18 protein-coding genes, 1 rRNA gene and 1 pseudogene are annotated in these 23,392 nt (G+C 40.1%); 11 read left to right on the top strand and 9 right to left on the bottom strand.

Annotation, left to right across the window (positions count from 1 at the left end):
* Positions 1–154 (bottom strand): annotated as a pseudogene (locus tag IQQ51_RS27675) (ornithine carbamoyltransferase subunit F); the annotation flags it as partial.
* Positions 155–311: 157 nt separating this feature from the next.
* Positions 312–1,532 carry an arginine deiminase gene (arcA, locus tag IQQ51_RS25540; RefSeq protein WP_019821481.1) on the bottom strand — a complete coding sequence of 407 codons (1,221 nt, stop codon included), beginning with the start codon at positions 1,530–1,532 and terminating at the stop codon, positions 312–314.
* A gap of 576 nt (positions 1,533–2,108) precedes the next feature.
* Between arcA and rraB the strand changes: the two genes are divergently transcribed.
* Together rraB and IQQ51_RS25550 are read left to right on the top strand one after the other, a co-directional pair.
* Entirely contained in the window at positions 2,109–2,525 is a 417-nt protein-coding gene (rraB, locus tag IQQ51_RS25545; RefSeq protein WP_017058930.1) for a ribonuclease E inhibitor RraB, read from the top strand.
* Between the two features lie 125 nt (positions 2,526–2,650).
* Positions 2,651–3,445 carry a glycosyl hydrolase 2 galactose-binding domain-containing protein gene (locus IQQ51_RS25550; protein WP_193842488.1) on the top strand — a complete coding sequence of 265 codons (795 nt, stop codon included), beginning with the start codon at positions 2,651–2,653 and terminating at the stop codon, positions 3,443–3,445.
* Positions 3,446–3,494: 49 nt separating this feature from the next.
* Here IQQ51_RS25550 and IQQ51_RS25555 read toward each other — a convergent pair whose 3' ends face one another.
* The 5 genes from IQQ51_RS25555 to pepA form a co-directional block, all read right to left on the bottom strand.
* Positions 3,495–4,400: a bifunctional helix-turn-helix transcriptional regulator/GNAT family N-acetyltransferase gene (locus IQQ51_RS25555; protein ID WP_193842489.1), complete on the bottom strand. Its 906-nt coding sequence runs from the start codon at positions 4,398–4,400 to the stop codon at positions 3,495–3,497.
* Between the two features lie 133 nt (positions 4,401–4,533).
* The gene (locus tag IQQ51_RS25560) at positions 4,534–4,938 is read right to left on the bottom strand and encodes a DUF2061 domain-containing protein (protein ID WP_050643245.1); all 405 of its coding nucleotides are present in this window, start codon (positions 4,936–4,938) and stop codon (positions 4,534–4,536) included.
* A gap of 227 nt (positions 4,939–5,165) precedes the next feature.
* Entirely contained in the window at positions 5,166–8,039 is a 2,874-nt protein-coding gene (locus tag IQQ51_RS25565) for a valine--tRNA ligase (protein WP_052880356.1), read from the bottom strand.
* 102 nt (positions 8,040–8,141) lie between these two features.
* Complete coding sequence (locus IQQ51_RS25570; RefSeq protein WP_017071288.1) at positions 8,142–8,591, bottom strand: DNA polymerase III subunit chi; 450 nt, start codon at positions 8,589–8,591, stop codon at positions 8,142–8,144.
* 99 nt (positions 8,592–8,690) lie between these two features.
* The gene (gene pepA, locus IQQ51_RS25575) at positions 8,691–10,211 is read right to left on the bottom strand and encodes a leucyl aminopeptidase (protein WP_017058936.1); all 1,521 of its coding nucleotides are present in this window, start codon (positions 10,209–10,211) and stop codon (positions 8,691–8,693) included.
* A gap of 192 nt (positions 10,212–10,403) precedes the next feature.
* Here pepA and lptF point away from each other — a divergent pair, with 192 nt between their 5' ends.
* The gene (gene lptF, locus IQQ51_RS25580) at positions 10,404–11,504 is read left to right on the top strand and encodes an LPS export ABC transporter permease LptF (protein ID WP_086971499.1); all 1,101 of its coding nucleotides are present in this window, start codon (positions 10,404–10,406) and stop codon (positions 11,502–11,504) included.
* Positions 11,505–11,507: 3 nt separating this feature from the next.
* Positions 11,508–12,578 carry an LPS export ABC transporter permease LptG gene (gene lptG, locus IQQ51_RS25585; protein ID WP_017058938.1) on the top strand — a complete coding sequence of 357 codons (1,071 nt, stop codon included), beginning with the start codon at positions 11,508–11,510 and terminating at the stop codon, positions 12,576–12,578.
* A gap of 64 nt (positions 12,579–12,642) precedes the next feature.
* Here lptG and IQQ51_RS25590 read toward each other — a convergent pair whose 3' ends face one another.
* On the bottom strand, positions 12,643–13,119 hold the full coding sequence (locus IQQ51_RS25590; RefSeq protein ID WP_017058939.1) for an RDD family protein: 477 nt from the start codon (positions 13,117–13,119) through the stop codon (positions 12,643–12,645).
* A gap of 1,251 nt (positions 13,120–14,370) precedes the next feature.
* Here IQQ51_RS25590 and IQQ51_RS25595 point away from each other — a divergent pair.
* From IQQ51_RS25595 to mobV, 4 genes are all read left to right on the top strand, one after another.
* Complete coding sequence (locus IQQ51_RS25595; RefSeq protein WP_193842490.1) at positions 14,371–15,120, top strand: DNA-methyltransferase; 750 nt, start codon at positions 14,371–14,373, stop codon at positions 15,118–15,120.
* Between the two features lie 66 nt (positions 15,121–15,186).
* A complete protein-coding gene (locus tag IQQ51_RS25600; protein WP_193842491.1) occupies positions 15,187–15,984 on the top strand; it encodes an MvaI/BcnI family restriction endonuclease in 798 nt (265 codons plus the stop codon).
* A 657-nt stretch (positions 15,985–16,641) separates the two neighbouring features.
* Positions 16,642–17,328, top strand: a complete 687-nt coding sequence (locus IQQ51_RS25605; RefSeq protein ID WP_193842492.1) for a hypothetical protein — start codon at positions 16,642–16,644, stop codon at positions 17,326–17,328.
* Between the two features lie 213 nt (positions 17,329–17,541).
* Positions 17,542–18,447 (top strand): MobV family relaxase, encoded by a 906-nt coding sequence (gene mobV, locus IQQ51_RS25610; RefSeq protein WP_193842493.1) that lies wholly within the window; start codon positions 17,542–17,544, stop codon positions 18,445–18,447.
* Between the two features lie 334 nt (positions 18,448–18,781).
* Here mobV and IQQ51_RS25615 read toward each other — a convergent pair whose 3' ends face one another.
* The gene (locus IQQ51_RS25615) at positions 18,782–19,960 is read right to left on the bottom strand and encodes a site-specific integrase (protein ID WP_193842494.1); all 1,179 of its coding nucleotides are present in this window, start codon (positions 19,958–19,960) and stop codon (positions 18,782–18,784) included.
* A gap of 506 nt (positions 19,961–20,466) precedes the next feature.
* Here IQQ51_RS25615 and IQQ51_RS25620 point away from each other — a divergent pair.
* The 3 genes from IQQ51_RS25620 to IQQ51_RS25630 all read left to right on the top strand — a co-directional run.
* On the top strand, positions 20,467–20,874 hold the full coding sequence (locus tag IQQ51_RS25620; RefSeq protein WP_048605864.1) for a VOC family protein: 408 nt from the start codon (positions 20,467–20,469) through the stop codon (positions 20,872–20,874).
* A gap of 83 nt (positions 20,875–20,957) precedes the next feature.
* A complete protein-coding gene (locus IQQ51_RS25625) occupies positions 20,958–22,211 on the top strand; it encodes an HD-GYP domain-containing protein (protein WP_052880358.1) in 1,254 nt (417 codons plus the stop codon).
* 599 nt (positions 22,212–22,810) lie between these two features.
* Positions 22,811–23,392: ribosomal RNA gene (locus IQQ51_RS25630) — 16S ribosomal RNA — on the top strand; the annotation flags it as partial.

Below are 23,392 nucleotides of genomic sequence, written 5' to 3' on the forward strand. Positions count from 1 at the left end.
TCAAAGCAATGTTTTTGCCGTTGAGTTTCTTCTGTTCCGTACCTGCATACTTAGCTTTTTTTAGGTCAGCAGACAGGTCGAGTAAAAACTGAATCTCTTTAGGAGTAAAGTCGAGAAGTTTTAGAAAGTTACGATTGCGAAGATTAAAGGCCATCTCTCGCTCCTTGCGTATATAGAATCAATGAAGAACTTAGTTAAACATAAAAATGCTATATTTGTGAATATTTATTTTATTAATTTGATAAAAAAGGCCAGTAAATGAATACTGGCCTAGATAAGACTATTGAGTCTGTTTAACTGAGCTCTTTGACTTAGATACCGTCTCTTTCGATAGGGCAACTCATACAGCGCGCACCGCCACGACCACGGCCTAGCTCGTTGCCAGGAATCGTTAGAACTTCGATACCCGCTTTGTCGTATTTCTCATTGGTGTAAACATTACGCTCATAACCAATCACTGTACCTGGTTTCACCGTCAGTACGTTGTTAGCGTCATTCCACTGTTCACGCTCAGCTTCGTAGTTATCACCGCCGGTTGTGATGATCTTCAGTTGATCAAGGCCTAGCGCGCCTTCAATCGCTGACAGGTAGTTCTCAGCTTTCTCGACACGCATTTCGCCATTTTCTTTTGGCGTTAAGCGCCAAGTGTCGAGGTCTTTACGAACGATCTCTGGATAGACAGAGAACGTGTCGATATCCATGTGCGTCATCACCGTATCAAGGTGCATACAAGAGCGGTGTTTTGGTAGATCGATCGCAATCACTTCGGTTGCTTGGCCTGATCTAAATAAGCTAGCCGCTAGGTTTTCGACACCTTGTGGTTTAGTACGCTCTGAAATACCAACCAGTACCGCACCTTTACCGATAACCAGTACGTCACCGCCTTCAATATTAGCGTTGTCGTAGTGAAGGTCTTCATCACCAAAGTACTTAATGAAATCTTGGCCTGCGAACACTGGGTGCCAGCGGTAGATAGCACGCAGGTGATTCGTTTCACGTTGACGTGCAGGTTTCATCATCGGGTTAAGCGATACACCGCCGTAAACCCAGCAAGAGGTATCTCGCGTAAATAGGTGGTTAGGCAGTGGCTCGATAACGAAATCGAGTGGTCGATGCATTTTAGGCAGCATCGATGATGATTTGATAGGAAGCTCAGAGTAAGCCAGGCCACCGAGTAAGATCGTTGCTAGATGCTCATTATCCATTTGAGCAAGGTAGTTTCTTAAGTCACGGGCGAAAGTCGGCCCATAACGGAAATCTGAGATTTGAGTATTCAGCAACCACTCACGAGCCTGAGATACGGCAAGCGTTTCTACTAGCAGGTCATGCAGCAATAGCACTTCTACGTCTTGGCTGCGCAGCGTTTCTGCAAAGGCATCATGTTCTTCACCAGCGGCTTCAACGGCAAGTACATCATCAAATAGAAGATCATGACAGTTTGAAGGGGTGAGGTGGGTGAGTGCTCTTTCAGGTCTATTTAGGAGAACTCGTCTCAATTGACCGACTTCGGAGCCAACGTACAGCTTACTCATTTTGCATCCTTACTATTAATCCAGCGTCTATTTATGACAAGCTTGTCCGTAATATGCAAGTTTTGTAGATTGAGTTAATACAAGGTATTTGGTTAATAATTGGTCATAAAACCTGTAATTTTTAAGTTTATACAGATTAAATTCCAACTAACTGGCTATCGAACCGAACAACGTTTTTGAGGATCTATGCTCAATTCGTGGCTTGTTAGAATTGAATTTTGCTTATTAATCGTGATTTTTTATTCACTATTATGCACTTTTTGATAACAAGCTGAGGATTTATGCACCCCAAAAGCGGTTTATCGTATGCACCTAACGTGACTAATCACGCAAGTTTTATTCAATAAGCTCTAAAGTGGCCACAAAAACGAAATGCTAAAATACGGCGCAGTTAATAAAATGTTGAAAATTTGTTTCTGTGATTTTGATTTCACTTTTGAATTGATATTGGCTCTGCGATCTCGCGATAAACTTACCTTTCTAGGCCTGATCTGGGTGGCTTTTCTGGACGATCCGTGCCATATTTCGTGGCAATCAAATTTGATCTTTTCATAGTCAACACTCTGGAGCAGACACATGTCTCACGAAGATGAATATCTATCAGTAGCGGAATTAATTGAATTTCAAAAGGAAGAGACTCGCGACATCATTACAGCATTAATTGAAGATGGTAGCGATCCTGAAGCTCTATACGATATCGAGCATCACCTATTTGCTGAAGATTTCGATGTGCTTGAGAAAGCGGTTGTTGAAGCATTCAAAATGGGCTTTGAAGTGCTTGAAGCTGAAGAGACAGAAGACGAAGATGGCAATAAGCTACTTTGTTGTGATGCAACGATGCAATGTACTCTGAATGCAGAAGCGATTGATGAGCAAGTTGAGAAACTTGTAAACCTTGCAGAGAAGTTTGACATTATCTACGACGGTTGGGGCACTTACTACGAAGGTGAAGATGCTATCTACCCAGACGAAGATGATGAAGGCGAAGAGTAATTCTTTCCCAATTTTAAAAAATGCCAGCCTCGAGCTGGCATTTTTTTACCCTCAGAAAAATAAATGTCTTTATATGCATTCATTCATTATAATGCGGTCAAAATTGATCTAGCTCAAGGAATGATATGCGGTTGCTTCTCGATGGTCTTTGGCAAATTTCGCCACTGACGGATCTCTCTATCCCACAAGATGACATCACCTTTCCGGCTCCGTTAAGCTCAAAGCTCCCTGATAGCTTGAGTGAAAGTGAAATTGCAGAGCAAGAGTGGCACCTGATGCACGACATCGAAGTGGATGACGCTATGTTAGCGTGTCCATTTGTTGAGTTAGTGATGGCTGGAGTCGATTATTTTGCTGAAGTTCGACTTAATGGTGTGGCTGTTTTTGATTGTGATGGTAGCCAAGCTGAATACCGTAAAGATATCCGTCCTTATATGCAGTCCGGCCGAAACCGTTTCGAGATCCTTTTCCTTGAAGAAGAGGAGAGCCTATTGCTTGAAGAGGATATGGATGACTCTGTATCTTCACAGGCTATCGCTAAATCTGATTCACGCATCGGGATTTGGCAAGCGCCATACCTGCAGTTCGTTCGAAACGTCAAGCTAGAACAAGTTGTCACAGAGCAGATCTGGCACCACGGTGGTGGCTGTGAGTTTAAAGTGGATGTTATCTATCAAACGCTAAAGGCGGGGTTAGTATCGGCATCCATCAAGTTTAATGGTATGACTCTCGTAATGCCGATCGATGTGCGCGCTGAACATACTGGCGTCGTGTTCCAGGTTGAGGCGCCTATCATTTTTGATATTGAGAATCCTAACCCCAAGCATCTATACCCATTAGAAGTGGTACTCGATGGGCAAGAAGAGAGTTCTTTTGTTGCCTTGAACCCAAATTCTTGCGTCAGTAACTTTTTACGCTAATTCATAATCTTTTAGTGCTACCTTCTTTCGCTATAGCGGCGCATTCTGCTTATAACGATTTGGCCATGACAACCTCACAAGCGTCGTGGCCTGTTTCTCCCCAAGCTGACTCAAGATACTCAAACCCAAGCTTCTCATAGAGTTTGACCGCAGCACCCAAGCACTCCGTCGTTTCTAAATACATGTGTTGATACCCAAGTTGCTTGGCTTGCTTTAAGCTCAAAGCGACAATTCGCTTGGCTAGGCCATGCCCTCGAGTTTGCGGTAAGAAGTACATCTTTTGTAGCTCACACACATTGGGTTTACCTGCTAGAGGGGCAAAGCCACCGCCTCCGACGATCTTTCCGTTATGTTCGATAACCCAGTACATTGCATTCGCCTGGCTATAGACAGAATACATATCATCGAGTGTTGGATCGGCCACGCCATAGCCTTTATCTTCTGTGAGCCCATGCTCAGCCGAAACTTGGCGAATGACTTCGGCTAATTGTTGGTTGTCTGACTCTGTGAGTGGGCGTAATACAAACTCATCCGCTTGGCATACTTTCGTTAACCCTTTTAAGTAACTCTCAAGTCCTTGTTTAAGTAGCTGCTGTTCGTTGCCATTGAGTGTCGAGAGTACTCTTTCAAAGAAGATGCTTTGCTGCTGGTCGAGTTGAGATAACGCATCAACACCTTGAGTGGTCAGGGCGACTAATTGGCTACGCTTGTCTACTGGATTCTCTAGGCTTTCAACTAAGCCAAGCTTGAGCAGCCCCGTGACGGTGCGGCTAGCATTGGATTTATCTACGTTGAGTTGCTGCGCCAATTGGTTGATGGTGATTGGCTGCAACTGGATTTCACCAAGAGTATGAGCCTGGACTGGAGTGAGGTCGACATCGCCACACTGCTTATCAAGCATGCCAAGTAAACGAACCGTTTGACGAGAATAGTCTCTTAACTGTTGAGAATTCATAACTACCTACCTTTGAACTAAGAAATAAAGTTGCGCACCGCAATTAATTTAATTGCGGTGCGCAACTTTGTCAATGGTAAGCTGAATTTTGTTATTCGAAACGGGTTGCTTCAATCGTTCAGTGAGCTTTAAATTAAGCGTGTTGATGTAAGCAAAACTGAGCTTGTAGTGTTTGGCTTTCAGCTTTTCGTAACCAGACTTTCTCGTGGAAGTAGTAAGCAACGGTATTTAAAGTTGGCTCTAGCAAGGCCATCACACCGCCGATGAAAGCATCTCCAGTCAACAAGTAGACCACGGTAAAGGCAACACTAAAGTGGATGGTAGCAAAGCTTGCTGTTTTTAATTTGGTCATCCACTGACGAGCTTTAAGAGCAGGAACTTGAGCCCACGCCTTTTCATGAAAATAGAAGGCAACAGTATTCACAGAGGGCTCAATCATAGCGATTAAGCTACCAATTAAGATGTCGCCTGTTAGTACGTAAGCGACACTAAATGCGATAGTAAAATGTAATGCAGCAAAGGTTAGTGTCTTTTTCATGATAATTACTCAATCGTTGTGTTGTTTCGATAGGTCTATTATTGAGAATTATTATCATTAAGTATAATGGGAAGTAGAGATTAATTTGATAGATGAAACCTATCAATCAGTGAGGCTAGAGTGAGAAGCATTGGAATATTGGAATCAGAGGTATAAAAAAGGCTGGTCACCAAGACCAACCTTTCTATTTAGAGCGAGAAGTTCGAAGCCTTCTCGTTCACTCGGTTTTAAAGCGCAGCGATTGTCGCTTTTTGCTCTTCAAGCTTCACAAGAGTCTCTTGGTAGCCTTCAAGCTTTTCACGCTCTTTCGCGATAACGGCTTCTGGTGCTTTAGCTACGAAACCTTCGTTACCTAGCTTACCTTCGATACGCTTAATCTCGCCGTGAGTCTTAGCTACTTCTTTATCTAGACGAGCAAGCTCAGCATCTTTGTCGATAAGACCCGCCATTGGGATCATCAGCTCAGATTTGCCAACCAGCTTAGTTGCACAAGCTGGAGTCTCTTCGCCGTCCGCTAGAACTTTAATATCGTCCAGTTTTGCTAGAGAAGTAAGAACGATCTTGTTTGCTTCGATACGAGCTGCATCTTTCTCATCAGCAACCTTGATCATTACTTCTAAGCCTTGGCTTGGTGCAATGTCGTATTCCGCACGTAGGTTACGGATAGCGGTGATGAAAGTCTTAACCCATTCGATGTCGTCAACGATCTCAGCATTGAAGTTATCTTCATTAAACTGAGGAAGCGCTTGAGTCATGATCGTCTCGCCTTCAACGCCGTCTACTAGCGGCTTAACGCTCTGCCAGATAGATTCAGTGATGTAAGGAAGAACAGGGTGAGCAAGACGCAGAGTCTTCTCAAGAACCGTGATAAGCGTGTAACGAGTCGCTTGTTGTTGAGCTTCAGTACCTTTCCAAAGAACAGGTTTCGTTAGCTCTAAGTACCAGTCACAGAATTGGTTCCAGATGAATTCGTAAAGCGTGTTTGCTGCCATGTCTAGACGGTAGTTGTCTAGGTGAGCATTAAACTCTTTCGCTGCAACTTCAAACTGAGACTCAATCCACTTGTCTGCTAGAGAGAATTCCATGTTTGCACGGTCTTCTACAGACAGTGACATGCCACAGTCGTGCTCTTCTGTGTTCATCAGTACGTAACGGCTTGCGTTCCATAGCTTGTTACAGAAGTTACGGTAACCTTCAAGACGCTTCATATCCCAGTTGATGTCACGGCCCGTTGAAGCCATAGCAGCAAGAGTGAAACGTAGCGCATCAGTACCGTATGGTTCGATACCATTTTCGAAAGTCTTACGTGTTGCTTTTTCGATCTTAGCAGCCAGTTTAGGTTGCATCATGTTGCCACAACGCTTTTCTACTAGCTCTTCAAGGCCGATGCCGTCAATCATGTCGATTGGGTCAAGTACGTTACCTTTCGACTTAGACATCTTGTCGCCGTTTTCATCACGGATAAGACCCGTCATGTAAACAGTTTTGAAAGGTACTTGAGCTTTGCCATCTTCGTCTTTCACGAAGTGCATGGTCATCATGATCATACGAGCAACCCAGAAGAAGATAATATCAAAACCAGATACTAGTACTTCAGATGGGTGGAATGTTTTCAGTGCTTCAGTATCTTCAGGCCAGCCTTGTGTGCCGAACGTCCAAAGTGCAGAAGAGAACCAAGTATCCAGTACGTCGTCGTCTTGCTTAAGCACAACAACAGGCGCTAGGTTGTTCTTTTCACGAACTTCTTCTTCAGTGCGACCTACGTAAACTTTACCATCGTTGTCGTACCATGCTGGGATACGGTGGCCCCACCAAAGTTGACGAGAGATACACCAGTCTTGCACGTCACGCATCCACGCGAAGTACATGTTTTCGTACTGCTTAGGTACGAATTGGATTTGGCCATCTTCAACGGCTTTAACTGCAGGTTCTGCAAGAGGTGCTGTGCGCACGTACCATTGGTCAGTCAGCATTGGTTCGATAACCACGCCACCACGGTCGCCGTAAGGGACAGTTAGGTCGTGATCTTTGATCTCTTCAAGAAGACCAAGCTCATCGAATTCAGCAACGATAGCTTTACGTGCAGCAAAACGCTCCATGCCTTGGTACTTAGCAGGGATGTCCGTTGAGTAAACATCGCTTTCTTCGCCGTTTGTTGTGAAGACTTCAGCTGCATCACGGATATCAGCGTTGAACGTTAGGATGTTGATCATCGGTAGGTTGTTACGCTTACCTACTTCGTAATCGTTAAAGTCATGAGCTGGAGTGATCTTCACACAACCCGTGCCTTTTTCCATGTCTGCGTGCTCATCGCCTACGATAGGGATAAGACGGTTTACAACAGGAAGTAGGATTTCTTTGCCGATAAGATCTTTGTAACGAGGATCTTCTGGGTTAACAGCAACACCAGTATCGCCAAGCATGGTTTCAGGACGAGTAGTCGCAACAACGATGTAGTCTTTACCATCAGCCGTTTTAACGCCGTTCGCTAGCGGGTAGCGGAAGTGCCACATGAAACCTTTTTTGTCTTTGTTTTCAACTTCAAGATCAGAGATTGCAGTGTGCAGTTTAGGATCCCAGTTTACTAGACGCTTACCACGGTAGATTAGGTCTTCTTCGTATAGACGAACAAACACTTCTTGAGTCGCAGCCGATAGGCCGTCATCCATAGTGAATCGTTCGCGATCCCAATCTACAGATGCACCAAGACGACGAAGCTGTTGAGTGATCGTGCCACCTGATTCGCCTTTCCATTCCCAGATCTTGTCGATGAAAGCTTCACGGCCGTAGTCGTGTTTTGTTTTACCTTCTTCAGCAGCAATCTTACGCTCAACAACCATTTGAGTTGCGATACCAGCGTGGTCAGTACCCACTTGCCAAAGCGTGTTTTTGCCTTTCATACGTTGAGCACGGATAAGCGTATCCATGATCGTATCTTGGAACGCGTGACCCATGTGTAGGCTGCCAGTGACGTTCGGTGGCGGGATCATGATGCTGTAAGCTTCTTTTGATGTGTCACCGTGTGGCTTAAAGTAGCCTTTCTCTTCCCAAGTCTTATACAGAGCTTGTTCGATTGATGTTGGGTTGTATGTCTTTTCCATAGTGCTCTTAAACGGATACTGTGAATGGTTAATCGTGGTCAAACTTCATAAGTGAAGCTTCTTGAATCTAAATCCAAAGATAGCTTTAACTATGAGGTTTGACTATGGATGTTGAATCTCGATAGTTTGTAGCTGATATCCAGCCTGACGGTAAATTTTATACCTTTCTCGAGCGAGTTGCTTAGCTTTTTCTTCGCAAGGGACGAAGTCTATCACCTGAGCAAAGGCGTTCGCAAAGGTTGTATGATTATCGGCCAGATTAATTACGAGCTGACGATTCCAATTATGTTTTACGCCTTGATAGCCAATTTCGATGTTGGTTGAATACTTCGGGCCTTCGCCAACCAAGTTGTGCGCAATAAACTCACTGGGCTCGACTTGCCAGAAAACTTCAGCAATACGCTCGGCATGCTCTTTGTCATTACAGTTGAGATAAAGTTTAGCGCCTTGTTTTGCAAAGTGCTGAGCAAGAAACAGCACATAGTGAGCAAAACCATCTTCGCTGGCTTGCGGGCTGTCTGAAGGCACAATGTAAAATGTAGCAGTCTGCATACTTAATACTCGAACTGAAAATCGTGGATATCAATGTTACTTGGTTAACAGGGTCTAACAAATAGCGCTTATTAAAAAAGGGCCCGTAGGCCCTTTTTATTATTTTGAAGATTGCTCTTCAGTCTCTTGGCCGCTGCGGTTCAATAAGAATTGGACTAGCATTGAGACAGGACGACCTGTCGAGCCTTTCGCTGCGCCTGACTTCCAAGCTGTACCAGCACTATCGATGTGTGCCCAGTGGTACTTCTTAGTGAATTTAGACAGGAAGCAACCAGCAGTAATTGTGCCGCCAGGACGGCCACCGATGTTCGCCATATCAGCGAATGGGCTGTTTAGCTGCTCATGGTACTCGTCTGCCATAGGTAGACGCCATGCACGGTCACTTGCTTGCTCAGAAGCATTAACAAGTTCGTGAGAAAGTGGGTTGTGGTTCGATAGAACGCCACTGATGTGATGACCTAGAGCGATAACACATGCGCCAGTTAGCGTAGCAACATCGACAACACAATCTGGTTCAAAACGCTCAACGTAAGTTAGAGCATCACATAGAACCAAGCGACCTTCAGCATCAGTGTTTAGTACTTCAACCGTTTGGCCTGACATTGTCGTTAGGATATCACCTGGACGGTAAGCATTGCTGCCTGGCATGTTTTCACAACCTGCTAGGATACCAACCACGTTAATTGGCAGGTTCAGCTTAGCCAGTGCTTTCATTGTACCGAATACAGACGCCGCACCACACATGTCGTACTTCATCTCATCCATGCCTTCACCAGGCTTAAGCGAGATACCGCCTGAATCGAAAGTCAGACCTTTACCTACTAATACAATCGGCTTCGCATCTGGATCCGGAGCGCCTTTGTATTCCATGATAGACATCATAGATTCATTTTTAGAGCCACGGCCAACTGCTAGGTATGATGTCATACCCAGTTTTTCCATCTCTTCTTCGCCAATGATCTTAGTCTTCACTGTCTCGTAATCGTCGGCTAAACGACGAGCTTGAGAAGCAAGGTAAGCAGGGTTTGCAATGTTTGGTGGCATGTTGCCTAGATCTTTAGACGCTTTTACACCTGAAGCAATAGCAAGGCCGTGAGAGATTGCTTTCTCACCCAGGCTCAATTCGCGACGTGTTGGTACGTTGAATACCAATTTACGTAGTGGGCGACGAGTCTCTGGTTTGTTGCTCTTGAATTGGTCAAATGTGTAAAGACCATCTTTAGTCGCTTCTACTGCTTGGCGAACTTTCCAATAAGTGTCGCGACCTTTAACGTGAAGTTCTGTAAGGAAACATACTGCTTCCATAGAACCTGTTTCGTTTAGTGTGCTGATGGTTTTTTGGATAATTTCTTTGTACTGACGCTCGCCTAGCTCACGTTCTTTACCACAGCCTACCAGTAGAACACGTTCTGAAAGTACACCAGGTACTTGATGCAGTAGTAGCATCTGGCCAGGTTTACCCTCTAGATCACCGCGACGAAGCAGTGAACTAATGTAGCCATCGCTAATCTTATCTAATTGCTCGGCTACTGGAGAAAGGCGGCGCGGTTCGAATACACCGACAACGATACATGCGCTGCGCTGTTTCTCTGGGCTGCCACTTTTTACACTGAACTCCATGCGTACTCCTACATCCTGAAGACAAATCGAACTAAATGTTAGATAATGGGTTCTTACTTGTTGGATCCTATAATGGAACTAACCTTAAAGAAGAACGCTAACACTTAGCTAAAAATTTAAAAAAATAAAAGGTTCAACGGGAAATTATAGTGATTCAATCAAAAAAACAAGTTTTGTATAGGTAATTTGAGCGTGATTATTGTTAGATATTTGATCCGCGAGACAATCAAGAGCCAATTTGCGATCTTTTTTGTTCTCTTTCTCGTGTTTCTCAGCCAAAAATTCATCAGTGTTTTAGCGGACGCCTCTGATGGTGATATCCCTGCGAGTCTTATATTGTCGATTGTTGGCTTAAATATGCCAGCGATGGGCCTATTGATGCTTCCACTCAGTATCTATATTGGTATTTTGCTTACTTTTGGCCGCCTTTACGCTGAAAGTGAAATAGTGGTCATGAACGCCACCGGTATCGGTAATAAATTCCTGATCCAATCTGCGCTTTACCTCGCTTTGATTACGGCATCTGTTGCAGCCTTTAACTCATTTTGGTTATCTCCTTGGTCACAAGATAAAGTTGAACAAATGTATGAAGAAGTGGCCGCAGAAAACAGCGTTGATTTGCTACCAAAAGGTAAGTTTGAAGGTACGCCAGATGGTTCTTCTGTCGTGTTTATCGATGATATCGACGGTAATAAGTTAGAAAATGTGTTCGTTGCTCAAATGCGTCCGCGTGATTCTGTACTGCCAAGTGTTATGTTCTCGAAGTCGGGCGATGTAAAAGAGCTCAGCGATGGCCGCCAAGTGATCGTAATGTACGATGGTACTCGCCATGAAGGCGTTCCGACTCGCCTTGACTACAGGGTGACGCACTTTGAAGAATACGAAGGCCTGATTGGTCAGCGTGAAGTTGAGAAGAAAGGTCGAGACTGGGAAGCTATTCCTACACTTGAACTCATTGGCAACTCGAACAATAGTGCGAAAGCAGAGTTGCAGTGGCGTATTTCTTTGGTACTTTGTATTCCATTGTTGACCATGCTTGTCGTGCCACTGTCTGCGGTTAACCCTCGACAAGGTCGTTTTGCGAAAATCGGCCCAGCAATACTGATTTATCTCACCTATTTCTTAGCAATCAGTGCAACCAAGTCTTCAATCGAAGAGGGGAGCATTCCTGCGGTAATCGGCATGTGGCCAATCAATGCATTATTGTTATTTGTCGCGATTGGTGCAAACTTTATGGATAGCGTGCCAGTAAGGCGTTTGAAAGAAAAATTTAAGAATAAGAGGTTGGCTTAAGCCGTGTTTAAGATTCTCGATTTATATATAGGCAGAACCATCATCGCAACGACGTCACTGGTATTGGTGACGTTTGTTGGTCTCTCTGGGATCATTAAATATGTAGAGCAGCTGAGAAAAGTTGGCCGTGGTACATACGATCTATTACAAGCGCTGTACTTTGTTTTACTGAGTATCCCTCGTGATATCGAAATGTTTTTTCCAATGGCTGCATTGCTTGGTGCGTTGATTGGGCTTGGTATGCTTGCTGCAAGTTCTGAGCTTGTCGTTATGCAGGCAGCTGGTTTCTCTAAGTTGGATATCGGTCTATCGGTACTTAAAACCGCTATTCCACTGATGATCGTGGTGACACTGCTTGGTCAGTGGGGGGCACCGCAAGCGCAGAAAATGGCTCGTGATTTAAGAACCATTTCGATTGCTGGTGGTAATATTATCTCGACGCAAAGTGGTGTTTGGGCTCGTGATGCCAATGACTTCATCTTCATTGTCAAAATCGATGATCAGAAGTTATATGGAATGAACATGTGGCGCTTTGATGAAAACAAGGCACTTAAAACCGCTATTTATTCTGACGAAGTTGATTACGTTGGAGACAACGTGTGGACGATGAAGGATGTAGAGATCACGTCTTTTGAAAACGAACTTCAAATTACCAAAGAAAGCCTACCAACTTACTCCTGGGAAACATCATTAGCTCCAGATAAGTTGGCGATAGTAACGGTTAAACCAGAAGAGCTGTCGTTAAGTGGGTTGTATGATTATGTTTCTTACCTAAAGGCGTCAGAGCAAGACGCATCACGCTATGAATTGGCGCTGTGGAGAAAGATAACCCAGCCAATTTCGATCGCGGTTATGATGTTGATGGCACTGTCGTTTATCTTTGGTCCTTTGCGTAGTGTGACCATGGGTGCGAGGATTTTGTCAGGTGTTATTGCTGGCTTTACCTTCTATATATCCAGTGAGTTCTTTGGCCCAGTGAGTTTGGTTTATCAAATACCACCCGCCTTTGGCGCAATAGCCCCGAGCGTGGTGTTCCTTGGAATTGCCATCATGCTCTTGAGGCGGAAACTGTAAATAGTAAAAAGGAAGGCATAACGCCTTCCTTTTTTGATCTTGATTGGAGCTAACTTAAATCACATTATCGTGCTTGTGGTAACACAACGACTTCGGTCTTTGCCCAGATATCGTGAAAGCCACGTTTTTCAGGATCGAATGGAACACAGAGGTTTGCCAGTCCAAAACCTGAAGTACCTAAACGAATCAGCGCCTGAGTTACTGTGATAGCCGAGCCATCTTTGTTTTGAACGCGCAGCTTCCAAGCTCTCATACCGAGAGTTTGACCAGCTCTAGTCCAGAAGAAGACAAAGAAATATACCCAAACGGCCACTAAGTAAAAGGTGTATGCAGGGCTCCAAATTGGATGGTTGGTTAAGAAGTCACTAACATCGGCATAACCGCTGTGGTTAAAAATGCCGAGAGCCATGAGCGCGTGCAGCAGAGCGACAATGACGCCAGCCGCCAACATTTCAATAGCGATTACGATCAGAGCGTCGTAGAACAAGGCACCAAATCGGCGCATGACTCCTGCTGGTGGCAGAGTATTTGTTGATGTCATGTGTTATTACTTCTTTAAAAATTGAGGCGTCAGAATATAGTTTAAGGCTTAGCCTGAAAAGAGACATGACGCACAGCTTATGACTTAGTGGCGAAATTATCGGCAAACACACATGAATTCAAGTTTTTATACTTGCCACATCAGTTCGCATACGTATAATGCCAAACATCGAAAGGGCAATGCCCCAAGATAATGCCGGTATGGTGAAATTGGTATACACGACGGATTCAAAAACGGTTGTGTTTATGAATTAAGCCTGATAAAATCGGCTTGAATCAATGAGTTAGATTGATTTTGCTCTGTATAATAAAGTTGTATAGAGTTGTATAAATTGTGCCACTGTGATGGAATTGGTAGACATGACGGATTAATTTGTGTCTGAAAACTATTTTATTAAATAGAAAGAAAAAAATAATGGGTCCGCTTCTCTCGAGAGAGAGTCGATTAAACTGGATGAATTGCTGGAACTCTTGACAGACGATCAGCAGCGAAGCCCACAGAGTGGGAACGTTCAGAGACTACCTGAGCGGCAGCGATGCAGCTTAATAACAGGAAGTAACAAAGTGTTAATAGCTTTGTGAAACAGCGTCCAGCTCCTTAGAAATAAGGATGATGATATAGTCCAATAAAAGTCAAAATCCGTTGCCCTCGGGCGTGCCAGTTCAAGTCTGGCCAGTGGTACCACCATTTATAAAAACCGCTCTTTTAGAGCGGTTTTTTTGCTTTCAGAAATACAAATCATAGATTTGTTAGACCCTTCAAACATTCAAAACACGTTTTGAAGTTCTCAGTGCCACAGTAGAAGAATTAACAATTAAGCGAAAGTTTAATTGTTAATGAAATCTAACGCTAAGTCTTTGATATTAAGCTATTTTTTTAAAAGGCTTAATATTCCCTTTTTTTCTTAACTCACACGGCATAAATAAAAACTTGTGGACCTGTTTCGTAGCATATAAAATCAAATCTATGTTTTTGATTATCAAAAGTTGATTTTTGATTTATGGTTGATTGCTTTGAATTGTCTGATGCAAAACTAATGCAAGAGAATGGTGTTATTTCAAAAGTAGAAATAATCACAGAGGAGAGTAACAGATACATGATTACTTTCTTAGGTAAAAATGGGCAGAAATTTTACCTCAAAACGCAACGAGGAAATATTCGATACTTCAAAACGTTGGATAGTGCTTTTAATACTATTCAATCTTTGGGTTATGACGTTAGCAAATTAGTAGTAGTGGATAAGAGGGCGTAATGTATTCGTTAGATGACATTAAAAATAAAATTTTGTGTGGTGACGTTCTGGAAGAAATGAAAAAAATTCCTGAAAAATCAATAGATCTAGTAGTTACATCACCCCCTTATAATCTCAAAAACTCATCTGGTAACGGAATGAAAGATGGTCGTGGTGGTAAGTGGGCGAATGCTCAATTAATCAACGGCTATCAAACTCATAATGATAATATGCCTCACAAAGAGTATGTTGAGTGGCAAAGAGCTTGTTTGACTGAAATGATGAGAGTAGTAAAAGATGATGGTGCTATTTTCTACAATCACAAATGGCGAGTTCAAAAAGGTCTAATTCAAGATCGTCAAGACATTGTTGAAGGCTTTCCTGTTCGTCAGATAATCATTTGGCAACGAAAAGGTGGATTTAACTTTAATCCTGGTTATTTTGTTCCGACGTATGAAGTTATTTATATGATTGCTAAAAAAGACTTCAAACTCGCTAAAGGTGCGAACGGTCACGGAGATGTTTGGCAAATAGGACAATCAAAAGGTATAGATCATCCTGCACCGTTCCCAGTTGAATTGATTGAAAGAGTTATATCTTCAACTAATGCACAAATTGTATTAGATCCATTTATGGGTTCTGGAACAACAGCGATAGCAGCTACGAACCTAAAAAGAGATTATGTAGGCATCGAAATTTCCGCTGAATATTGTGAATATGCGCAACAACGACTTTTAGAGGAAACAGGTCAGCAACAACTTGCATTATAAACCTTTCAATTAGTTAGATATGATCGTATCGTAGGGGCCATTTTTTGGACTCTACGGTATAAACAAATGACAGTTGATGAGTTAATTGAAAAATTACAAAGTATAATGCACCAATGGCATAGAGGGACACGTCAGGGTAATGACGGGAACCAAGGAAACACACTTGAAGATCTTTTAGGTGTCCCAGAGAACAATATCCCACTACCTGATCTTGGTGGTATATATGAACTAAAAACGCAAAAGAAAGAGTCTAGTGCTCTTGTTACTCTCTTACATTCAGATCCTACCATTCCTCAAACCCCTGTCCCAAAACTTTGTGTATCGCTTGGTTGGCCTCATAGAGACGCAGGAGGTAAATATCCTAACGATGAAATGAGCTTCCGTTCTACCACATACGGACACGCATTTTCTGATCGGGGATTTAGAATTCAAGCAAATGAAGACATTTTAGAGTTTATGTTTGACCCTGAAGAGGTTCAAACATATAAAGAAGATAAATCAAAAGCGTTTGGCACTTATGCCGATTGGCTGGCTGATTTATCCAATAGAGATATTCACTATACAGACGTTTTGCCTGTCCAGTATGACATGAAAATCTTGGCTGAAAAAATAAAGGCAAAACTAGACAATACGGTTTTTGTTTTATGCCAAACTAAAAAATGCCCTATTAATAATGAAAAATTGTTTTTCTACGATCAAGCTTTTATTTTAAGCGGTTTTAAGAACTACAATCTTGTTGAACTCTTAAATACGGGTGGGTTATTTTTAGATTTCGACGCAAGAACACGGCATAACCACGGGACAAAAATCCGAGTGAAAAAAGATCGTTTACAAGAATTATTTGAAAACTCTATTGTTTTATAAATTTCTTATTAGTAGGAGGTATAACAAATTTTATGTGATACCTCCTGTAATAAATAATATTTTTTAAGAAAATCAAAACACATTTCAAAAGTTTCACTACACTTCAATGCTAAAATTAAAGACATGAACATTTATAAGGTTGTAAATTAGTTTAAAACTTTGCAGTAATTAATTAGTGTTATTGGCGTTAAAATATTTTTAAAGGTTTTTTAAAATGCATTCTTCAAAATGGTTGTGTTTATTGGAAGTAATTCATTGTGTTTTTTAAAAAAAAGTAAATACAATCCTCTCTATTTGTCTCAAATTAAAAAGCACAATTAAAAGAAATGTTGAATTAATTTCAATGAATTTAATAAATTAATTTTTAATGTGGTTATTTAACCTTTTCACTTCGCTCTAAGGTCCGAACCCAGCGGCGAGCAGCGTAGCGACCTCGCATTGGCTTTTAACAACCGCTAGGGCGTAGTGCAATTCGTAAATTGCAGTTCTCTTTAAAATAATATTTATTAATTTATTCTTATTAATAGGGGGGGGAGAATAAGGCATTTATAAAGGGGGGGAATAATAAGACGCATTAAGGGGGGGAGCAATTCGCTTGACAAGTTTAAAATATATGATTAATTGTAATCAAGCGAACAAGAAAAAGAGATATAAAAAATGATTAAAAAAGATACATTTGTAAAACTAAACAGTGATTGCTTTAAAAATGCCAATAAAAAACAGGCGGAACTATACTTCAATTTAAATGTTTTTGAATTGAAAATGGTTTTGGTTATGTTAGCTCATGCTAACAAAATTAATACTATAAACAAAAATAAAGAGTTATCAGTTAAATTTAAAATAGAACTTGATAATATTAGAAAGAAAGAGTCTTTATTAAATGTTTTCAAGTTATCAAAAAAAGAATTTGCAGAAAAAATAAGTGAAATAAGACATCCGTATTTTGATCAAATAATAGTAAGTCAAATGGGTAAAAATAATATAATAATTGAGTTTGTTTTAAAAAGATCTTATGTATTGGAAATGAATAGAGCAAAAACAGGGTTTGTAAAATTAGAGGGAATAATGTCATACAAGTCAATTAGTAAAATTAAAATGCATATACAACTATCATATTTCTCAAACTACAGAATGCCTTTTAATTTTGCAATTAACTTTTTAGGTATATCAAAAAAACAGGCTAGAAAAGATCAAATCAGATCGATAAAAAATATTTTTAAAGGTTTGAAAATTGAAAATGATTGTGAGTATATTTTTCCAAAACCACGAGAACCAAAAAATATTTTGCATTATAATTTCGTAATTAAAACAAAAAAATCTTATACAGATGATGTTTATTTTTAATTTTAAATATTCAAATATTAAACACTAGAAAGATTTTTTTATGCAGTCAATTTGATTCTAATTTAATTAATGTTATTCCTATATATAGAAAATAAAAATCAAAGCGAAGCTTTATATATAGAAAGAAACTTTGTTTCTATACTCACTATATAAAGCAAGCTTTATGTTTCGCCTCGCAGGGGCGTAAAATCAAAAGAAAAAGGAAAAGCAATTATGGAAGACATTAAAACAATTTTGAGATTTGAGAAAATAAAAACTTACAACGATTTAAACTTAGCAAATGCTCATGCGAATAGATACTCTGACACGCCGAACGCTAACACAGAACTGACCAAATACAATAAGCTATTATTTGGAACGAACAACATGGTTAAAAAATTAAAATCATTTTTTAACGAAAAAAGAATTAAACCGAGAAAAGGTTCAGTTCTAGTAATGGATGGAATGTTAACGCTATCACCAATTTATTTTGAAAATAGACAAAATACAATTGATTTTATTAAATCAGCAAAAGAATATTTAAAAGAAACATTTGGAGAAAACTTATTAAGCGTTCATTTCCACATAGACGAAACGAGTCCACATATCCATTTTTATGTAATACCTATAAACCAAAAAGGACGTTTAAGCGCTTTTGATTGCTTTAATAAAAACACTTTACCAGCTTTTCAAAAAAGCTATTGTGAATTTATGAGTAAAAAATTGAAGCTTAAACTAAGCTACAAAGAGGGAAGTAAAGCGAAACATACGACTTTAAAAGAATACTACAAAATGGCGAATGATGAAGTTTCACCTTTAAAAACTGAAATTGAAAAACTTCAAAACTCAAACAAAATTTTGAGGGAAGAATTGACAAAAGAAGAAGATAAAAACTTTAAATTGGAAAATGAAGTTGAAGAATTAAAAATAGAAGTTAGTAAATTGAAATCATTCATTGAGACGCTAAAAAAACAAATGAATCAATTCAAAGATTTTTTTAAAAAAGAAAATGAAAAGCCTTTAGTTACTTTTGATAATTGTGAATTACCTAAACTAACGCCTAACAATTTTCCTGATATAGAAAATGAAGTTAAGAAAGAAGAAAATAAACAAAACAGAAAATTAAAAAGACGTATTTAAAAGCAAATAAGCCACCTAAACGGTGGCTTTGTTCTGATTGATTTTGAGGTTTGTTTTTAAGTAACCTGATATTAAAAGAAATCTTTTATTTTTTGATTTTAAGCTATTACATTTGAAACTACGTTCATCGAACGTGAAATAAAAAGTTATGATTATTTTTTTAAAATTGGAACGTTAAATTAAAAATTACGTTCATGTGACGCCACAATAAAATTAATAGTATATATGTAAGAAAATAAAAATTAGATTTAAAACTACGTTCATAGAACGTAAGATTAAATCTAATGTGCAACTTTTTAAGTTTTAAATATTTAATTAAAATACAAGTCCAAAGTTAGAATTGGAATATTTTTTGTTTGTTATGATTAAGAATGGTATCTATGTTTTTACTATCTTTAAGTTTTACATGATCATAATGCTTTTGGATTATTTCAACGCTATTTCCAACTTGTTTTGCGATTAGAAAAATATCAACCTCATTTAAAAGCATTTGAGTAATACAAGTATGTCTACATGAATACAAAGTGTATTTTGTTTTTATTTTATTTTGAGTAATAAGAGTTTTAATTATTTGATCAAACAATTTACACCAATCAGCAATTTTGCCAAAACTACTTTCAAAAATAAATCCATCCTTTAAGCTCAATAGTTGTTGTTCCGTTATTTTTTTATTTTTAGTGATAGAAACAATTTCAATTAAACAATTTAAAGCTTTGCTACTTAAAATTATTTCTCTTTGTAAATGATTTTTAATTTTACCCTTACGAATTTTACAGTAATAATTTCCTTTGTCTTTGTAAATGTCAGAAAAACAAATGTGATTCATTTCTTCACCAGTTCTAACACCAGTCTCAAGAAGAAAATCAAAAACAAAAGGAAAAATTTTTCGGTATTCAGAAGTTTTAAAATTAATGTTTGGTTGTTCTAACCAATCGTCACCAGAAACAAAATCACGAATAGTTTTTAATTCGGATTCTTTAAAATCTATTCCAATTTGTGATTGACTTGTTTTTATGTCTTTTGGTAAGCTTGGAAAATCCTTTTTACTTAACAATTCTTCTTCTTCAAGAAATTGAAAAAGACGAGTGAAACAAGTTTTATTAATTGTTTTTCTTGTCTTTGAAAGCTCAAGGCTTTCAAAATACAATCTGATGTTTTTTGTTGTTAGATCTTCAATCGCCTTATTTTTAAAATAAGGAATTATAAAACTGTTGTATATTAAAACATAATCTTTATAAATTGGTTTTTGCGGCTTTTTAGCTTCTAATTGTGAAATCACAGAACGACAAGCTTTTTCAACTGTATAGCGTTTAACTACTGATATCTCAATTCCTGCTTTAACCATTCCTTCTAGATCAAATTTTAAAGCCCAAGCTTTTGAAATAGCTTCATCTAGATCAGATGTTCCAAGACTTTTTTTAAGTTCTTTACCGTTAACACGTAAACGAACATAAATGCTTTTAGTGTGATTTTGGCGGTAGATAGCAAGACCTTTAACCAATTTTTGATACATTCCAAGCCCCAAAAGTTGTATAAAAAGTTGTATAATTTGGTTTTAATTATGATTTAAGTAATTGAAAAAGTAAAATCTTTTTATAGATGCGACGGCTTCAAAATCCGTTGCCTTCGGGCGTGGCGGTTCAAGTCCGCCTACCGGTACCATATTTAGATAAAGCCCTGATCAGAAATGGTCGGGGCTTTGTTGTATCTGGGATATAGGAAACATTGCCTTCGCGGTGGCGGCAGGAGTGCCTGTCCAATCAATCCGCCTACCGGTACCAAACATAGAAAGGTCGCTTTTATAGCGACCTTTTGTCGTTTTAGGCGTTTGTGAATTTAAAATCTAGCGTGTCGCTGCAGTTGCGCTTCAATCAGACAGATCTTGATGTTTCATTTCTAAATACCATAATTTCCCTTCGCTATTCGATCTGATAATGAATTAATTATCTTAAATCATGATGTTACCTGTCATTCTCTCATCTATTGTCTATGTTTAAAGGACTAACAGAGGAGAGAGATATGCTGACAGTAACCCCTTACTTATTTTTTGATGGTCGTTGTAGTGAAGCGTTGGATTTTTATCACAAGTGTTTTGGTGGTGTGGTTTTATCTAAGCAGCTTTTTAGTGATGCACCACAGGTAATAGAGGGAGCTCAACCTGATTGGGTTATGCATGCTGAGTTCGAAGCGTTTGGTATGAAGCTGATGATGTCTGATGGTGTTAAGGCAAAAGAACTCGAAGGGAACAATCTCGCGCTCTCTCTTGTAACTGAAGATACCGCGACGCAAGAACAAATCTTTGAAAAGCTCAAGAAGGGAGGGCGGATAATGACTCCACTCGCAGATACGTTTTGGGGGGCTCGATTTGGCAAAGTAGAAGATAAATTCGGTATACGCTGGATGGTGCACTGCGACTCTTTAAGTTGAACCTGTGAAATTGGATAGTGAAATTGCTGCTTGGTTTTATTAGAATTATAAATAGAGATTAATCATCAATATTATATATAAAAATGGGCAGCATAAAGATTACCGTAGATCGCATTCAGCCCGGTCTGCATATACGACTCCCCGTAAAATGGAATGAACACCCATTTTTATTCAACAGCTTTAAAATCAAAGATGACGCTCAAGTAAAAGTAATTCGACATCTTGGGATTAAGCACGTCTATATAAACCTGAGTCAAAGCGATACCTCACCTTTACCTGTTAACCACTCAGGTGAACAAGAAATCGATATTGATTCACAGGTAAGCCTTGAAACGGAAAGAATGTGGAAAGATAAGCATGAGCGTATCGAAACCCTTAGCTCTTACCGCCGCAGAGTGAGTCATTGCGAGAGAGAGTTTGAACGTTCGCTTGCTCGAATGCGATCTGTGATGACCAAGATCCGTAACAGACCTTTAGATGCGGTAGGGGAGGTTAAGGCTCTTGTTGATGATATCGTTGAAACTCTAGTGAGCGATGATAACGTCACCTTGCACCTTATGAATGCTAAAGCGGATTTCGAAGACATTTACTTTCATACTCTAAATGTTTCGGTTGTTGCACTGATGATAGGTAAGGCCAAAGGCTATAACACACAGCAATTGAAAGACCTCTCATTCGCAGCGTTGTTTCACGATGTAGGCAAGATCAAAATACCAGTCGCGATACTAAGAAAGCAGAGCGCCCTGACAATCCCTGAAGAGAACTACCTGAAGCTTCATACCAAATACGGTGCGGATATCGTTGCGGGAATTGATGACTTTCCGGAAAACGCTAAAAAGGTAATCGCTCAACATCATGAGATGAATGATGGTTCTGGTTACCCCGAGGGCTTAAAAGAACATGAGATTGATGAGTTTGCCAAGATAGTCGCTGTGGCTAATGCATTTGATAACCTTTGTCATGGTAAAGCGCAATCTCAACAAATGATCCCGTATTTGGCACTGTCCCACTTATATAAGAGCTGCAAGCATCTATATAGCCAAGATAACTTGGGGCTGTTGGTTAAGTTCATGGGAGTCTACCCACCAGGAACCGTAGTACAGCTTTCAAATGATTCGATTGGGATTGTGATATCCGTTAACGCTAAACATATGCTTTATCCAAATGTACTTATCTATGATCCTAGCGTGCCAAGAACCCAAGCCCCGATCATTGACCTCTTTATTAAAGAGATCAAAATCGTTAATGCCGTTCATCCAAGCAAATTACCTGAACAAGTTCGAGAGTATCTAAACCCTAGGGCTCGTTTATCTTACTTTTTTGATAGTGGAGAGTAGTTATCCACAGGTCGTTGTGGGTAATTTGTTCGAAACTTGGGGTGAAAGTGGTATAAATAAGCCCTTGGTTGAAATGTCTTCGCTTAACCTCTTTTTTCAATAAAAAACGCATTTATTGCTTGCCAATATGAGCTGCATCTCTATAATGCCGCCTCACTGACACGGCAGACGCCACAAGGCTTCAGCGAAGAATGTTAGTAAGGCAACTAGCTTTAAGCGATGATTCGCTTCTACTTTTAGAAAGTAGGAATTAATTCCAAATAAGTGTTTGACACTGAGAATTAAATCGCTAGAATGGCCGCCTCTTCCGAAGTGATGCAAGTCACAACGAAGAGAAGCTCTTTAACAATTTAAACCTATCAATCTGTGTGGGCACTCGTTGATGAATATCAAAACGTTTTATCGTTAGATAAAACAGATTCTTCGGAATCAAAATTGATTTCAATGAACTGAGTGACCAATACGTTTAACTACTTGTAGTTATTCGGCACAGTCAATTCATTATCATTCTGTTGGAATGGTAATAGCTTTAGAATTACATGTTCATGTTTACATGAATATTAGTTTTGAAGTCAGTATTCGTTGAGTCACAAAATCTTAAATTGAAGAGTTTGATCATGGCTCAGATTGAACGCTGGCGGCAGGCCTAACACATGCAAGTCGAGCGGAAACGACACTAACAATCCTTCGGGTGCGTTAATGGGCGTCGAGCGGCGGACGGGTGAGTAATGCCTAGGAAATTGCCTTGATGTGGGGGATAACCATTGGAAACGATGGCTAATACCGCATAATGCCTACGGGCCAAAGAGGGGGACCTTCGGGCCTCTCGCGTCAAGATATGCCTAGGTGGGATTAGCTAGTTGGTGAGGTAATGGCTCACCAAGGCGACGATCCCTAGCTGGTCTGAGAGGATGATCAGCCACACTGGAACTGAGACACGGTCCAGACTCCTACGGGAGGCAGCAGTGGGGAATATTGCACAATGGGCGAAAGCCTGATGCAGCCATGTCGCGTGTATGAAGAAGGCCTTCGGGTTGTAAAGTACTTTCAGTTGTGAGGAAGGGGGTAGCGTTAATAGCGCTGTCTCTTGACGTTAGCAACAGAAGAAGCACCGGCTAACTCCGTGCCAGCAGCCGCGGTAATACGGAGGGTGCGAGCGTTAATCGGAATTACTGGGCGTA

Origin of the sequence: Vibrio sp. OPT18 (assembly GCF_015163615.1) — a bacterium.
GTDB lineage: Bacteria > Pseudomonadota > Gammaproteobacteria > Enterobacterales > Vibrionaceae > Vibrio > Vibrio coralliirubri.